This is a genomic window from Bradyrhizobium sp. CCBAU 11430, from assembly GCF_028128855.1.
In the GTDB taxonomy this organism is placed as follows: Bacteria; Pseudomonadota; Alphaproteobacteria; order Rhizobiales; family Xanthobacteraceae; genus Bradyrhizobium; species Bradyrhizobium ottawaense.
In genome coordinates, this window is the sequence record NZ_LBJV01000054.1 from 21,074 (window position 1) to 36,592 (window position 15,519).

Genomic DNA, 15,519 nt, shown 5'->3' on the forward strand with positions numbered 1-15,519 from the left:
CAGGGTGAGGCTCCCCTCTCCTGGTGATGACGATGACCCGCGGACTCCTGATTTCGGTCGGCCAGCACTCCGACAAGGGCCGCAAGCCCGTCAACCAGGACTTTCACGGCGTCCTCATTCCAGAGGAGCCGCTGCTCGGCCTGAAGGGCATCTCGGCGGTCCTCGCCGACGGCATCTCCTCTAGCAGCGTGAGCCAGATCGCCAGCGAGTCGGCGGTCAAGAGCTTCCTGATGGACTATTACTGCACGTCGGAATCCTGGACGGTGAAGACCTCCGCCCGCCGCGTGCTGGACGCCACCAATTCCTGGCTGCATGCGCAGACGCGCAAGAGCCAATATGCCTATGACCGCGACAAGGGCTATGTCTGCACCCTCAGCGCCATGGTCATCAAGGCGACCACCGCGCACATCTTCCATGTCGGCGACTGCCGCATCTACCGCGTCGCCGGCAAGGCGCTCGAGCAGCTGACCGACGATCACCGCATCATCGTGTCATCGGAGCAGACCTATCTCGGCCGCGCGCTCGGCATCAATCCGCAGCTCGAGATCGACTACCTGGCGTTCGAGGTCGAGGCCGGCGACACGTTCCTGCTGGCGACCGACGGCGCTTACGAATTCGTCGACGCGCGCTTCATCACGAGCGCGCTGAACGAGCACGCAGGCGAGCTCGACGGTGCGGCGAGGGCGATCGTCGAGGAAGCCTACCGGCGCGGCAGCGACGACAACATCACCGTCCAGATTATCCGCATCGACGCGGTGCCGCAGCGCGAGCCGGCCGGCATCTTCAATCAGACGTCACAATTGCCGCTGCCTCCGCTGCCTGAGCCGCGCGCGATGTTCGACGGCTACCGCATCGTCCGCGAGATCCACGGCAGCAGCCGCAGCCACATCTATCTCGCCGTCGATGCCGAGACCGAGGAGCCGGTCGCGCTCAAGCTGCCGTCGGTCGATTTGCGCGACAACGCCGCCTATCTCAAGCGCTTCCTGATGGAGGAGTGGATCGCGCGCCGGATCGACAGCCCTCACGTGCTGAAGCCGCTGTCGCAGTCGCGGCGCCGCAATTATCTCTATGTCGCGACCGAATTCGTCGAGGGGCAGACCCTGAAGCAGTGGATGACCGACAATCCGCGCCCCGATCTCGAAACCGTGCGTGGCATCATTGAGCAGATCGCCGCGGGCCTGCGCGCCTTCCACCGCATGGAGATGCTGCATCAGGATCTCAGGCCCGAAAACATCCTGATCGACAAGACCGGCACCGCGAAGATCATCGACTTCGGATCGGTCAGGGTTGCGGGCGTCGCGGAGGCTGCGCCACGGGACGAGGCCGACGAAATCCTGGGCACGGTCCAGTATACGGCGCCGGAGTATTTTCTCGGGCAAGGCGGCTCACCGCGCTCCGACATGTTTTCGCTCGCGGTGATCTGCTACCAGATGCTGACCGGAAAGCTTCCCTACGGCGCCCAGATTGCCAGGATCCGGCGCAAGGCGGACGTGCGGAGGCTCAAATATCGCTCCGCAGACGACGACCGCAATGTGCCGGCCTGGATCGACGGCGCGCTCCGCCGCGCGCTGCATCCCGATCCCTACAAGCGGCACGAGGACCTGTCCGAATTCGTCTTCGAGCTTCGCACGCCCAATCCAGCCTATCTGGACACGCGGATCACGCCGCTATTGGAGCGCAGCCCGCTGATGTTCTGGAAGCTGACCTCCGCGGCACTCGCCTGCGCCGTCGTCGTGCTGCTGGCGCTGCTGCACGCCCGCTAGGGCCGAAGCGTCAGCTTCTGGCGGTCATGGGGAAATTCTATCGAGGTCTCCCCCTAGATCAATCTTTTGTCGGACGCGTTCATCGGCGCCGACTATCTGCCAGCGTAATAGCGCCTGCAGCCACTAGGACAATGATGATGACCGTGGCAAGCGCCTCCACCGAGGCAAAGGTGTCGTACCAGCTGTTCCAAAGCTCAAGCATGCGCTGGCCTCTATCGAGCGCCGCCCATCAGCGATAGACTACACTTCCTCAAAAGGACGCGCCTTCGCGCGCAAGCACAATGCTGCGTTTCGCCGCGTGCCTTTTGATCGCGCGGCAACGTGACCCATGCCGAAGATGTTGACCAACTGTGAAGTGGTTTACATCCTTGGGGTCTTGGCTCGGGCTAAAGTGGCGAAGGCTTCTTACTTTGAAGGAGGCATCCAATGCTCGCGGCAATCAGATGGAACTCCCGATATAACGCTCGCGAATGGGTGATGAAGGCTGGGGCGCTCGTCGTCCAACTCCGCGCACCGAATGCAAACCGACAGACCGGTGAAAATAAGTCGAGGCGGCCACTCTGGAAACACTTCGACGACACCCATCATTGGGACGCAACCGCGGAGGAATGGGTCCCAAACCCTGACCGGTGATCGCAACGCATTGTGCGCGCACCGGCCGAATTCGGAGACTTCAAGATGCCCGTTGCTGACGGGCCCGTCTAGCGGTGAGGCGGCGTCTTGACTTGCTCTGACATCCGTATCACGGACTGACGCAGTCGGCCCTACGGGGCTTGATCGTAGGCCTGCAGGATCCTGACAAAATCAGCCATGCTGGATCGATCTTGGCTTTCAGCCATAGCCGCAATCTGAGTATTGGACGCGGGTCGGCTTCCCTGCCAGAACCGCATCAAGAGATCGGCGATGTTTCTCATGGCGTACTCTCTGCACCAACCATGGCAATAAGCATCAGTTGAGCGGCAAAGCGCCCGCTAGTTCGGGAGAAGGGCCGGCGGGCGCTACGCCGCCGGCCTTGTCCCGCAACTGCCGGCTCACAGGGCCGGTTCCGTTGCTTTCCACTCTGGATGCATCGGTAACACCAAGCACTTGGTCGGCGCCATCGCGCGCAGGTATGAAGTGACCATACCTAGGTAGACTTGGGTTGGTGAATCGGGATCAGTCGACCAAGTGTAGGTTTAATCGCTGGTAGGTTGACGACTTGCATGGATGGCCCAACTCGTACGCGTCCGCACTGCCCCGGCATTCCCGCGGGCCATCAGGCCCGCTCCACAGCCTTCACCCCGAGCGGCGTCGGCGCCATGCCGCCGCCGGGCTTGAGGTGGAATTCGTAGGTCATCAGATGCCACTGACCGTTCGCCTTGGAGCCGTCAGGCATCGCTGGATCGTTGCGCGGCTCGACCTTGGCGACGAGATCATCCTTGACCCCGAACACCACGTCGGAATCCAGATATTTGTCGCCGTCCATGAAGACGTGCGTGATCAGGGGCTCGTATCCCCTCGCGTTGACCAGGAAGTGCACATGCGCCGGGCGCATCGGATGACGCTTGGTCTGCACGATCATCTCGCCGACCGGGCCGTCGGTCGGGATCGGATAGCTGCATGGCAAAATGGTCCGGAAGAAGAAGCGGCCGTCGTTATCGGTGATGAAGCGCGCCCGCGCCGAAGCGCCGACCTCGTCATAGTTCGGCTTCTGGGAATCGTAGAAGCCGTCGTCATCGGCATGCCAGACGTCGACGGGGACATTGGCCAGCGGCTTGCCCTGGAGGTCGGTGACGCGGCTCTGCACGAACATCCGCTCGCCGGTTTGATTGTTCGGCGAGATGTCGGTGCCGTGCGCGGTCACCTTGTGCTCGCCGACATAGAACGGGCCGAGCACCGTGGTCTGGGTGGCGCCCTCACGGTCGCGATGGTTGACCGCGTCAACCAGCATGGAGACACCGAGCACGTCGGACAGCAGGATGAACTCCTGGCGGGTGTCGGTGCATTTCTGCCCGGTGCGGGTCAGGAAATCGATGGCGTAGTCCCATTCCTCGAAGGTGAGACCCGTCTTGCTCACGTAATCGTGCAGCGACTTCACCAGTTCCTGGAGCAGGAATTTGGCGCGCGGATTGGGCGTGCTGTCGAAGCTTTTCACGACGGCCTGGGTGAGATCAGTCTCGTTGAACTGGGTCATGATGGTTTGCCCTGCGTTTTCTCATTGGCCCCGGGGGGCTTGGAGGCGTTCCAGGGGCCAGCCTACACCAGTCGGCCCGCTCGCGTTAAGCGCGAGCGGCTTGGAATGGGGCCGTCATTTGGCTATCAACGGACCGACAAAACTGCCCGGAGGAACTGATGCTCGCCCCCACCCCCGCCTCGCCCGAATCCGTCGGCATGTCCAAGGCCGCGCTCGACCGCATCGATGCGCATCTGAGGAAACGGTACATCGATGCCGGCCGCTTCCCCGGCACGCATCTTCTCGTCTACCGCCGCGGCAAGGTCGCGCACAGCTCGGTTCAAGGCTTTGCCGACGTCGAACGCAAGCTGTCGGTCAAGGACGACACCATCTACCGCATCTATTCCATGACCAAGCCGCTCACCAGCGTCGCCTTCATGATGCTGGTCGAGGAAGGCCTGGTCGCGATCGACGAGCCCGTCGCCAAATACATTCCGGAATGGAAGGATCTCGGCGTGTTCATCGCCGGCAACTCGCCGGCCTTTCTGACCCGGCCGCCGTCCCGGCCGATGCTGATCGTCGACCTCCTGCGCCACACGTCCGGCCTCACCTACGGCTTCCAGCAACGCTCCAATGTCGATGCCGCCTACCGCACTGAAAAGATCGGCGAGGTCGAGAAGTCGGGCACGCTCCAGACCATGATCGAGGCTCTGGCCAAGATCCCGCTGGAATTCTCGCCGGGCGAGGCCTGGAACTACTCGGTCGCAACCGACGTGCTCGGCTATCTCGTCGGCAAGATCTCGGGAATCCCCTTCGAGCAATTCCTGAAGCAACGCATCCTCGACCCGCTCGGCATGACCGACACCGAATTCCACGTGCCGGCCTCCAAGGCGCATCGGTTCGCGGCCTGCTATTCCGCAGATCCCGGTGGCGGCATGACCTTCCATGCCGGCCAGCGCCGCGAAGGCCTGACACTTCAGGACGATCCGACAACGAGCTCGTTCCTCACCCCGCCCTCCTTCATCTCCGGCGGCGGCGGCCTCTGCTCGACGGTCGCAGACTATCTCACCTTCTGCCGCGCACTGCTCAACGGCGGCGAGCTCGGCGGTATCAGGCTGATCGGACCGAAAACGCTGGCCCTGATGACCAGCAACCACATTCCGGGCGGCCGCGCCCTGCCCGAAGTGTCGCGCTCGCTGTTCTCCGAGGCCGCCTATAACGGCATCGGCTTCGGTCTCGGCTTCGCGGTGACCATGCGCCCCGCAGAGACGCTGATCGCCGGCAGCCCCGGCGAATACAATTGGGGCGGCGCGGCCACGACCTCGTTCTGGATCGATCCGGCCGAAGAGCTGATCGCGATCTTCATGACGCAGGTGCTGCCGTCGAGCGCCTACCCGATCCGGCGCGAGCTGCGCAGCATGGTCTACGCCGCGATCACCGAGAGCAATCTGTAACCAATCCAGCCGATCCCGCAGCCCACCGCCGCGGGATCGCGCCATCAGACGCTCATTTGAGCATCTCCGGCACGATCAGGCGCGGCAGGAACAGCGACACGCTTGGCCAGACGATGACGGCCGCGAGCACGAGCAGCATCGGGATCAGCATGATCACCGTGTCCTTCAGAGCATAGCGCAGCCGCACGCCGGCGATCGAACAGGCGATCATCAGACACAGGCCGTAGGGCGGCGTCACCAGTCCGAACGCCAGCGACACGATGGAAATGATCGCGAACTGGACCGGATGGAGATCGACGGACCTGGCCAGTGGTTCCAGCACGGTGCCGACGATGACGATCGCCGGGATGGCGTCGAGGAAGCAGCCCACCACCAGAAAGCAGAAGGCGATGAAGAAGCCGGCTGAGACAGTGCCCATGCCCCATGTCGAGACGTTGGCCAGCAGCTCCTGAGGGATCTTGTAGTAGGCGAGCAGCCAGCCGAACGCACTTGCGGTGCCGACGCAGAACAGCGCCACGCCGGCAAGGCGCCCGGTGTCGAGCAGGGCCTTGTACAATTCCCGTATGCCTGTCTCCCGATAGAAGAACGCCGACAGCGCGACGGAATATAGCACCGCGACGCAGGCGGACTCGGTTGCGGTGAACCAGCCGAGCAGAATGCCCCCAACGATGATGAAGGGCGTCATCAGCGCCGGAATTGACTTCCAAATGGCGCATCGCATCTCGACCCAGCTTGCCTTCGGATAGGTCGGGTAGCCGCGGCGCACTGCATAGACGTGCACCGTCGCCATCTGCGCGCCCGCGATCAGCAAACCCGGCACGATGCCGGCCAGATACATCGCCGCAATCGAGGTCGAGATCAGCCCGCCCCACACGATCATGAGGATCGACGGCGGGATGATGACCGCCAGGACCGCCGACACCGCGGTGATGGCAATCGAGAACGAGAGATCGTAGCCCTCCTTGGTCTGTGCATCGATGAAGATCTTTGACTGGCTCGCTGCATCAGCGGTGGAGGAGCCCGAGATGCCGGCAAAGAATACCGACAGCACGACATTGATCTGCGCCAGCGATCCGGGCCAGTGCCCGACCATCGAGCGCGACAGCGCCACCAGGCGATCGGTGATGCCGCCGATGCTCATCAGGTTGGCCGTCAGCAGGAAGAACGGCACCGCGAGCAGGATGAATGAATTGTAGGCGTTGAAGGTTTCCTGCGCGAGCATCATCATCGAGAGATGAGGCTCGATCAGCAGAATCGGCACGCAGGCAAGGCCGAGCGCGAATGCGACCGGCACGCGCACGATGAGCAGGCCGATGAAAACCCCGAACAGCACCATCGCGGCCTGTCCGGCGGAGAGTATATTGCCGCTCATCGCCCTGCCCCAACCAGAATGCGCATTTCATCGATGATCTGTTCACCCGCAAAGACGATCCACGTCACGCCGGTCACAGGCCAGGCGACGTGAATCAGCCAAAGCGGCAGATCGGCCAGCTCTGAAGTCCTGTTCCAGGCAAAGCGGGTGAACTCGAGGCCGGCCGATACGAACACCAGCGCCAGCGCCAGTATGCCGAGCCGCGCGAGGATTCGCACCGCGGCCTCCGACCGCCGCGACAGGTCAGGCCACACATCGACCTCGAAATGCTGCGCTTCGCGCACGCCGACCATGGCGCCGATCATGATCGTCCAGACGAACAGGAAGCGCGCCATCTCCTCCGTCCAGATGTAGGACGGAATGAAGGGCGTGTAGCGTGAGATGATTTGCAGCGTGACCGGAACAACCAGGACGCCGACGCAGGTGGCCAGCAGGAATTCCAGCAGCTTCGCATAGGCCGCCGATACGCGGCGCCACAGCGACGGTGTGGACGGGACGGGCATTTCAGACATTGGGGCTCCGTGCAGCAGCTCATCCGCCAGCTCCGGGCAAGAAGCGGGGCTTGCCCGGACGTGCTGTCGGCGGACGCAAAGACCTCAGACGACGTTGATCTTCTCGAAAATGCCCTCCGCACCGATTTCCTTGGCGTAGGTGGCCATCACGGGGTCGGCAAGCTTCTTCATGGCGTCCCGCTCCTCGAAGGGAACGCGCTTGAGCTTGCCGGCCTTCTCGAGCGTGTCGAGCTTGACGACCTCTTCGCTCGACTCGAGCTGACGGCCGTAGTCGCCGGCCTCCTTGCCGGCCTTCATGATCGCGTCCTGCAGCTCCTTCGGCAGGGTCTTCAGCGTCTTCACCGAGAAGCAGATCGGCCGGATCGACACGGCGTGCTGGGTCAGGTTGAGATGCGGAGCGACTTCGTAGAACTTCATCGCCTCGACGCCGGCCGCCTCGTTTTCGCCGGCCGATATCACACCGTTCTGGATCGCGTTGTAGATCTCGTTATAGGCGATCACCGTCGGGCTCATGCCGACCGCCGCAAAGGTCTTCGACCAGATCGGCGCGCCCTGCACGCGAACCTTGAGTCCCTTGAGATCGGCGAGATTCTTGAGTGGCTTGTTGGCGAAGATGTTGCGGATGCCGCCGCCGGAATAGCCGATCAGGACGACCTCGGCCTTCGCCGCGACCTCGTCGGCGATCGGCGCCAGGATATTGGCTTCGACGACCTTGTTCATGTGCTCGATGCCCTTGAACACGAAGGGCGCGTCGATGAAGGGAGCGGCCTTGGCGAAGGTCGACATGTGAGCCGGCGAGACGATGCCGTAATCGACCGCCTTGCCCTGTGACATGTACTCGAAATACTGCTTCTCGAGGCCGAGCGAGGAGTTCCTGTGCAGGGTGAAGTTGACAGGCTTGCCGTAGTACTTCTTCACCAGCTCCTCGAACCGGAGCAGTGCCCGGTTGAAGGCGTGGTCGTCGTTGAACTGGACCGCGCCGTTCAGCGAGATCGGCGCTTGCGCCCTGAGGATCGACGGCATCCCAATCGTGGCCGCCGCAGTGGTCGCACCGATACCAGCGAGAAATGACCTTCGCTTCATCGTCTCCCCTCCCTTTGATGCTCCGGCCCTGTAGCCGGGCCGTGAGCGCAGCCGGTATGCGGCTTGCGAAATGGAAGCGTATGAAAAACGTCGGCCGGACGGAAGTCATTTCGCGTGCGCTGGAGGTACTCTTCGTCGCAGGGTTACGCCCGGCGCACCTGCTGCACTGCAACTCGCGCTCCTGCCGGCGCGGCCAGTCCGTATGGGCGCAGTCGCACTCTCGTAGGAGGCGGACCACGAGCGGACCTGTGCGCTGCACGCACGGACCCGCTCGCCCGTTACTGCTGGCCTAGTGCATATGCCCGATCAGATAGATGCCGCCGCCGATCACCAGCACGGCCGGCACGGCCCACAAGATCAATACCGGCATTTGTCATCCTCCTCAGTTTGCACCTCAGTTTGACGTGCAGACCTTCACGGTCTTCATGCCGCCGGTCCGCGATTTGTAGATCGTGCCCGACGGGCTGACGACGGTCATCGTCGTGTCCGTCGGCTTCTTGTCGACGACGGTGCACTTCTTCGTCTTGACGTCCTGCGCGACGTAGAACTCGTCGGCTGCGAACGCGGGCAGGGACAATGCAGTAAGCATCAACGCTGCAGGCGCGGACATCCCGGACTGCGCTGCAACATCTCGTTTCCGAACTGCTCGCCATCTGCGAAAAACATGGCGCCGCGCAAGTCCCGCACGTATGGTCTGCCCAAAATCATAATCCGGCGCCGCTGCGCCGGAACCGGGACGCCCGCGTTTGTCAAAGCTCACCCTGCCGGTCCGGCTCGCTCTTCTGGTGACGGGAACGATGTTGCCGCTGATCGTCTTTGCGGTTGGCATTGTGTTCTACAATTACAAGCAGGATCGAAGCGACGCGACCCGCCGAGTGCTGGAGAACGTGCGCAGCATGCGCCTCGTGCTCGACTCCGAGGTGCAGCGGATGACCGGCGGCTTGCAAGTGCTTGCACTGACGAATTCGCTTCGTAACGACGACTTCCAGAACTTCCGCCGCATCGCGCTCGGCTTTCTCGACCAATATGGCAAGGGCGGGCTGGTGCTGATCTCCGATCGCAAGGGCCGGCTGCTGTTTTCCTCCGCAACGGAAGACACCGCAAGCCTGCCGCCACGCGGCCATCTCGAGATCATCGAAAAGGTCTTTGCGACCAGGTCGCCGCAATATTCCGACCTGTTCACCGGCGCGATCAACGGGCGGCAGGTGCTCACCGTCGAGGTTCCGGTGTTCCGCGACGGCGAGGTGATCTACGACCTCTGCTTCAGCCCACCGATCAGCATCTTTCAGGAACTGGTGGAGAAGCAGCGGCCCGACCGGCTCTGGACGGTGACTCTGCTCGACACCAAGGGCATCGTGTTTGCACGCGCGCCGAACCCCAGCGAGACCTTCGGCAAACGCGCCTCGCCCTCGCTCTATGCCGAGATGTTCCGCCGCAGCGAGGCATCGCTCCCGACGGTGTCGCTCGACGGCATCGCTCTGGCCGCGGCCTACACACGATCGCGGCTGACGGGCTGGACGATCGCCGCCGGCGTCGACGAAAGCTCCCTGATCGCGCCGCTCTGGCGCAACATCGCGATCACCAGCCTGATCGGCGGCATCCTGCTGCTGACCGGCCTGACCTTCGCGGTCAGGATGGCAACCACGATCGCGCGCGGCGAGATGCTGCACAATCTCCTGATCGACGAGCTCAACCATCGCGTCAAGAACACGCTGGCCTTGATGCAGGCGATCGCGGTGCAGACCTTCCGCAGCGCCAGCCGGGACGAGCGGACGAAATTCGAGGGACGGCTCGGCGCACTGGCCGAAGCGCATAATCTGCTGAGCCAGGAGAAATGGGCGGGCTCCGAGCTGCGGGAGGTGATCGCCCGTGCGCTTCAGCCGTTCCTGATGAACAGTCCTGACCGCATCCGCATGGCCGGACCCGCGGTGCCGCTGTCGCCGCGGCTCGCCGTGGTGCTGTCGATGATCGTGCACGAGATCGCCACCAACGCCGCGAAATATGGCGCGCTGTCCAACGAGACCGGCCGGGTGACGCTGGACTGGGAGATCATCGCCGATGCTCCGAAACCGCGGCTGCGCCTGATCTGGACCGAGATCGGCGGACCGCCGGTGACCGCGCCGGTACAGCGCGGCTTCGGCTCGCGCCTGATCGAGCGCAGCGCACGCGACCAGCTCGGCGGCGAGGCCACCGTCGACTTCCTGCCGCGCGGCGTGGTCTGCACGGTGGTCTGTACGCTGGACGAGGCGCGGTAGCCGCTCCGGGCCTGGCGCCATATCGCAGCGCAATACAGCCTTTCCTGCGACAATTGCGCTCGCCCCAGGCAATCATCCGATGTTAAACATCGGATGATTGTGAAGCTGCCGGCGGGCGGCCAATACAAATGAACCGGCCGCGACAGGCCGGCGGGGAGAAACAAACCGGTGGCAAGAGCGCGGCCGAGCCCAGCCGACAAACTGATCAAGCCCGGCCGCATCCGCGCCGTGCTGACGACGCTCGGCCGCGAGATCGCCCAGGGTCTCATTCCCGTCGGTACCACCCTGCCGCCGGAGCCGGAACTCGAAGCCCGTTTCGGCGTCGGGCGCGGCGTGGTGCGCGAGGCGATCAAGACGCTCGCCGCGAAGGGCCTCGTCAGCGTGCGACCGCGCCACGGCACGCAAGTGCTGCCGCGCCACGAATGGAGCCTGCTCGATCGCGACGTGCTGAGCTGGCTCGTCGGCCAGGACGAACCGGATCGCGACCTCCTGCTGGCAATCCAGGAGGTGCGCTCGATCATCGAGCCTGCAGCCGCAGCGCTTGCGGCCGAACGCGCGACCAGGAACGATCGCTGGCGGATCGATACGGCCTTGGCCGCGATGCAGACCGCAAAGGACCAGGCCAGCGCCCTCGCCGCCGACAAGGCCTTTCATCTTGCCATCCTGGATGCGACCCATAACCCGGTGTTGCAGGGCTTTCGCAGCGCGATCGACACCATCCTGAGCACCGTCTTCACCGTCGCCGTCGGAAGCCCCGGGGGCTGGTTCAAGGATAATTTGCCGAACCACGTGGCGGCAGCGCGGGCTATCGAGAGCGCCAACCCCGAGAAGGCGCGCGCCGCGATGGAACGCCTGCTCGGCTATACCCGATTGAAGCTCTCGAACCGGAAGACGGTCATCGCCGCGGCAACTCGCACCGGGTCGGCCGTGCGCGCGGCCAGGACGTCGAGCGTCAAGAGCAGGAGGAAACGTCGTGGACCGTGACAGGAAGGGCTGGCCCCACATCCACGCTCCGCCCGGGATCGCGGTCGTGGCAACCGACGGGCAGCCGCGATCGCGCGAGACACGGTGACGATGTCAGGAATGATCAGCGTGAAATGCCGGCACAGGCATAGCTGAGCGTCAGGGAGGTCAAATGCAGGTGACGGGCAGTCTGAAAGGTCGATCGTCGCGATTGATCCGCAGCGTCAATTCGCTGGCGGGCGCTGCGATGTTCGTCGCGCCGCTGCTTGCGCTGGTGGCGATCTGGGCGATCGTCGTCCCGCTGTTCAACGTCAATCCGCGCGTGTTTCCATCGGTCGGTGCGGTCGGCGCGGCCGCCATGGAGTCGATCCGCGACGGCACGCTGTTCGCCCATGTCGGCGCCAGCCTTTTGCGCGTCGGCCTCGGCACGCTGATCGGCATCGCCACCGCCGTGCCGCTCGGTATCGCCATGGGCGTGAGCCCGACGGTGGCGGCCTTTCTCACGCCGCTGTTCCGCTTCTTCTCGGTGCTCGCCGGCATCGCCTGGATCCCGATCGCGACCTTATGGTTCGGCTACGGCTTCGGCGCGATCGTCTTCGTGATCTTCAACGCCGTGTTCTTCGTCGTCGCCTACAACACCCTGCTCGGCGTCAGGACCATTCCGCACACGCTGCGCAATGCTGCCGCCTCGCTCGGCGCCGGCCGCTGGGCGCTGCTGACCGAAGTATTGCTGCCGGGCGCGCTGCCCAACATCGTCACTGGCATTCGCACCGGCCTGGGCTTTGCCTGGCGCGGGCTGATCGCCGCCGAGATGATCGCGACCAATGTCGGGCTCGGCTACATGCTGTTCGTCGCACGCGATTTCTACCGCACCGAAGTGATCGTGTTCGGCATGATCGTGATCGGCGTGCTCTGGCTATTGATCGACCGTCTGCTGCTGGTCCCGCTGGAACGCGCGACCATCGAACGCTGGGGCTTGGTGAGGCGCGCATGAACCTGCTGCTGCAAATCTGGGGCGGCTATACCCGCCTGACCCGGCGCTGGCCGGGGATCGCGGCCATCATTCCCTTCATCCCGGTGCTCGCGCTGTGGACGGCGGTCAGCGAGGCCGGGGTGTTTCCGCGAGCGTTCTTCCCCGGCCCCGCCGATGTGCTGCGCGCGTTCTTCACGCTCACCTACAAGGGGATCCTGCCCGACTATCTTCAGGACAGCCTGATCCGGCTCGCAACCGGCGCCGCCGTCGGCATGGCGCTCGGCATTCCCTTGGGCATCCTGATCGGCACGAGCCGCTGGGCACACCGGATCTGCTGGCCGGTGCTGCTGTTCTTCCAGGCCATCGGCGACATTGCCTGGCTGCCGATCCTCTTGATCTGGTTCGGCTTCGGACTGACGACGATGACTTTCGTCATCGTCTACACCGTGCTGTTCCCGGTCGTGCTCAACACCGTGCTCGGGGTTGAATCCGTGCCGCGCGACCTCGCGCGCGCCGCCCTCAGCCTCGGTGCCTCGCGCGCGCGGGTGCTCTGGGAGGTGACGCTGCCGGGAGCGCTGCCCAACATCATCACGGGCCTGCGCAACGGCCTCGGTTATGGCTGGCGCGCGCTGATCGCGGTCGAGATGATCGTCGGCACATCGGGCATCGGCTTCATGATGTTCGATGCCCGCCGCGCCGGCTCTACCGTGGAGATTCTGCTCGGCATGATCATTCTCGGATTGCTCTGGTACATCGTGGACGCCTGGGTCCTCGCGCCGCTCGAGCGCGTGACCGGCCAACGCTGGGGATTGGTGACATCATGAAGACGCTTTCGCTGCGCAATCTCGGCAAGACCTATTTCGATCCTTACGCAGGCGCGCATGTCACCGCCGTTCACGACGTCTCGCTGGACGTCGAGCCCGGCGAGTTCATCTCCGTGGTCGGCCCGTCCGGCTGCGGCAAGACGACAATCCTCAACATGATCGCCGGCTTCATCCCCTATTCGAAGGGGGACATCCTGCTCGACGGAAAGCCGGTGCACGGACCCGGCCCCGAGCGTGGCGTCGTGTTCCAATCGTTCGCGCTGTTTCCCTGGAAGACGGTGCTCGACAATGTCGGCTTCGGCCCGAAGATGCGCGGCGTGCCGAAGGCCGAGCGCGACCGCATCGCGCGCGAATATCTCGCGCTCGCGGGGCTGTCGCACGCGGCGCACCGCTATCCAAACGAGCTCTCCGGCGGCATGCAGCAGCGCGTCGGCGTGGTGCGCGCACTCGCCAACAATCCCGACGTCCTGCTGATGGACGAGCCGTTCGCCAGCGTCGACGCGCAGACGCGCATGACGCTCCAGGAGGAGCTGACCCGGATCTGGCAGGAGCGCAAGCCGACGGTGATCTTCATCACCCATGACGTGCCCGAAGCGGTGTTTCTCGCCAACCGCGTGGTCGTGCTGTCGAAGGGACGCGTGCTCGACGAGATCGCGGTGGACCTGCCGCGGCCTCGCGTCTGGGACGACCTCGTCAAGGACGACCACTTCAAGCAGCTCTCGGCGCGGGTGCTCCAGATGGTGCGCGCGGCATGAGCATCGCCTCCGACGTCCTGCGCTCGCCCAAGGGCCGCATCGTGCTCGGCGCCATTGCCGCATGGGCGCTGTTTCAACTCTGGTTGACGGTTGCCGCGCCGGGAAAGATCTCGCCGGAGCTCACGGGCACATCGGAAAAAGTGAACGTGCAGATCGAGCTGCCGTTCACGCCGGAGCGCTTCCACGTGCTCGCATTCCAGCAATATGGACGCGTCTCGGGAACGGATGAGCATTCGATCGAGCTACGCGGCGTCAAACGAACGGACCTCAACGCCGTCGCCCGCCCCTATTGGGTGACGGCGGTGGGGCCGATAAAAGAGGGAGGCTGAGAATATGAAACGACTCTTGCTGCTCGGAATCGCGCTCTTGGCCGGCATGGTGCCGGCGAGCGCCCAGACCCCGACGAAACTGAAGGCCGGCATGGTCACCGGCATCGACCAGATCGGCCTGCCGATCGCACTCGAGCGCGGCTTCTTCGAGAAGTACGGGCTCGATGTCACGATCGCACGCCCCTACGCGACCGGCGTCGACGCGCTGAACGCACTGCAAGCCGGCGAGAGCGAGATCGTGCAGGTCGGCGTGCCCATGATCGGCGCCGTGCTGCGCGGCATGGATCTTGTCGCACTCGGCAATTACAGCGGCAACGCCACCAAGGCCGGCTCCGATGCCACCATGGCGATCATCGCGCGTGAAGGTTCAGGCATCGTCAAGGGTGACCTGTCGACGCTCAAGGGCAAGAAGATCGCGGCCTCCTTCGGCACGATCAATCATCTCTACATCCTGGCGACGCTGCAGAAGGCCGGGCTGAAGCCCGATGACGTGACGCTGGTCAACACGCCGCCGCCGGACATGACCGTCGCCCTGCTCGCCAAGGGTATCGACGCGTTCTCGGGCTGGGATCCCTGGCCGATCGTTGCAGGCAAGGATGTGCCCGGCGCGGTCGAGATCATCAGAGGCGGCGACGTGATCTCCTATATCGGCTTCAACGTCGCGCTTCGTCCCTGGGTGCAGGCCAACGGCGAGACCATCGAGAAATTCCTCGCTGCCGTCTCCGAGGCCGATCAATGGATGCGCAAGAATCCGAAGCAGGCGGCGCAAGTCGCCACACGCTGGATTCCCGGCCTCAAGCAGGACGTCGCCGAGGCTGCGATGCAGTTTAACATCCAGCAGGCGGACCGTCGGCTGTCGGCGAACAATTACCGTGCGCTGTGGAGCGCCGAGGATCGGCTCTCCCGCCTCGGCATCCTCAAATCGACCTTTGACGTCAATGCGCATATCGAGCCGAAGCACATTCTCAAGGTCATGAAGGATCGTCCCGAACTGTTCACCGACCTGCCGCCGATCCCGGAGACGGCGGCGATCTCGCCGGGCTACGTGTTCAAACCCTGAGCAACTGCACACGGGGACGCCGGC

Annotated in this window: 15 protein-coding genes; 9 read left to right on the forward strand and 6 right to left on the reverse strand. The window is 64.0% G+C overall.

Annotated features, from left to right (window positions below; translation table 11 throughout):
- Window positions 1–26 precede the first annotated feature (26 nt).
- Window positions 27–1,763 (forward strand): bifunctional protein-serine/threonine kinase/phosphatase, encoded by a 1,737-nt coding sequence (locus XI04_RS15660; RefSeq protein ID WP_038971850.1) that lies wholly within the window; start codon window positions 27–29, stop codon window positions 1,761–1,763.
- Between the two features lie 764 nt (window positions 1,764–2,527).
- Here XI04_RS15660 and XI04_RS15665 read toward each other — a convergent pair.
- Both XI04_RS15665 and XI04_RS15670 read right to left on the reverse strand, forming a co-directional pair.
- Window positions 2,528–2,677 (reverse strand): hypothetical protein, encoded by a 150-nt coding sequence (locus XI04_RS15665; RefSeq protein ID WP_168772738.1) that lies wholly within the window; start codon window positions 2,675–2,677, stop codon window positions 2,528–2,530.
- Window positions 2,678–3,018: 341 nt separating this feature from the next.
- Window positions 3,019–3,936 carry a dioxygenase family protein gene (locus XI04_RS15670; protein ID WP_271609675.1) on the reverse strand — a complete coding sequence of 306 codons (918 nt, stop codon included), beginning with the start codon at window positions 3,934–3,936 and terminating at the stop codon, window positions 3,019–3,021.
- A 158-nt stretch (window positions 3,937–4,094) separates the two neighbouring features.
- Between XI04_RS15670 and XI04_RS15675 the strand changes: the two genes are divergently transcribed.
- The gene (locus XI04_RS15675) at window positions 4,095–5,369 is read left to right on the forward strand and encodes a serine hydrolase domain-containing protein (protein ID WP_271609676.1); all 1,275 of its coding nucleotides are present in this window, start codon (window positions 4,095–4,097) and stop codon (window positions 5,367–5,369) included.
- 52 nt (window positions 5,370–5,421) lie between these two features.
- On the opposite strand, the gene XI04_RS15680 is transcribed toward XI04_RS15675, so the two are convergent.
- From XI04_RS15680 to XI04_RS15695, 4 genes are all read right to left on the reverse strand, one after another.
- Window positions 5,422–6,741, reverse strand: a complete 1,320-nt coding sequence (locus XI04_RS15680; RefSeq protein ID WP_271609677.1) for a TRAP transporter large permease — start codon at window positions 6,739–6,741, stop codon at window positions 5,422–5,424.
- Window positions 6,738–7,253 (reverse strand): TRAP transporter small permease, encoded by a 516-nt coding sequence (locus tag XI04_RS15685; protein ID WP_028143054.1) that lies wholly within the window; start codon window positions 7,251–7,253, stop codon window positions 6,738–6,740. The genes XI04_RS15680 and XI04_RS15685 overlap by 4 nt, the downstream gene beginning before the upstream one ends.
- Before the next feature lie 84 nt (window positions 7,254–7,337).
- Window positions 7,338–8,336, reverse strand: a complete 999-nt coding sequence (locus XI04_RS15690; protein WP_018322778.1) for a TRAP transporter substrate-binding protein — start codon at window positions 8,334–8,336, stop codon at window positions 7,338–7,340.
- A gap of 394 nt (window positions 8,337–8,730) precedes the next feature.
- Window positions 8,731–8,946 (reverse strand): hypothetical protein, encoded by a 216-nt coding sequence (locus tag XI04_RS15695; protein ID WP_271611055.1) that lies wholly within the window; start codon window positions 8,944–8,946, stop codon window positions 8,731–8,733.
- A gap of 187 nt (window positions 8,947–9,133) precedes the next feature.
- Between XI04_RS15695 and XI04_RS15700 the strand changes: the two genes are divergently transcribed.
- The 7 genes from XI04_RS15700 (at window position 9,134) to XI04_RS15730 (ending at window position 15,495) form a co-directional block, all read left to right on the forward strand.
- Window positions 9,134–10,591 carry a sensor histidine kinase gene (locus XI04_RS15700; protein ID WP_271609707.1) on the forward strand — a complete coding sequence of 486 codons (1,458 nt, stop codon included), beginning with the start codon at window positions 9,134–9,136 and terminating at the stop codon, window positions 10,589–10,591.
- 168 nt (window positions 10,592–10,759) lie between these two features.
- Window positions 10,760–11,575: a FadR/GntR family transcriptional regulator gene (locus XI04_RS15705; RefSeq protein WP_271609678.1), complete on the forward strand. Its 816-nt coding sequence runs from the start codon at window positions 10,760–10,762 to the stop codon at window positions 11,573–11,575.
- 151 nt (window positions 11,576–11,726) lie between these two features.
- On the forward strand, window positions 11,727–12,548 hold the full coding sequence (locus XI04_RS15710) for an ABC transporter permease (protein ID WP_038947001.1): 822 nt from the start codon (window positions 11,727–11,729) through the stop codon (window positions 12,546–12,548).
- On the forward strand, window positions 12,545–13,351 hold the full coding sequence (locus XI04_RS15715) for an ABC transporter permease (RefSeq protein WP_095426387.1): 807 nt from the start codon (window positions 12,545–12,547) through the stop codon (window positions 13,349–13,351). The genes XI04_RS15710 and XI04_RS15715 overlap by 4 nt, the downstream gene beginning before the upstream one ends.
- Window positions 13,348–14,106: an ABC transporter ATP-binding protein gene (locus tag XI04_RS15720; protein WP_028143059.1), complete on the forward strand. Its 759-nt coding sequence runs from the start codon at window positions 13,348–13,350 to the stop codon at window positions 14,104–14,106. The genes XI04_RS15715 and XI04_RS15720 overlap by 4 nt, the downstream gene beginning before the upstream one ends.
- On the forward strand, window positions 14,103–14,435 hold the full coding sequence (locus XI04_RS15725) for a hypothetical protein (protein WP_028143060.1): 333 nt from the start codon (window positions 14,103–14,105) through the stop codon (window positions 14,433–14,435). Before XI04_RS15720 ends, XI04_RS15725 begins: the two co-directional genes overlap by 4 nt.
- 4 nt (window positions 14,436–14,439) lie before the next feature.
- Window positions 14,440–15,495 carry an ABC transporter substrate-binding protein gene (locus tag XI04_RS15730; protein ID WP_271609679.1) on the forward strand — a complete coding sequence of 352 codons (1,056 nt, stop codon included), beginning with the start codon at window positions 14,440–14,442 and terminating at the stop codon, window positions 15,493–15,495.
- Window positions 15,496–15,519: the final 24 nt, after the last annotated feature.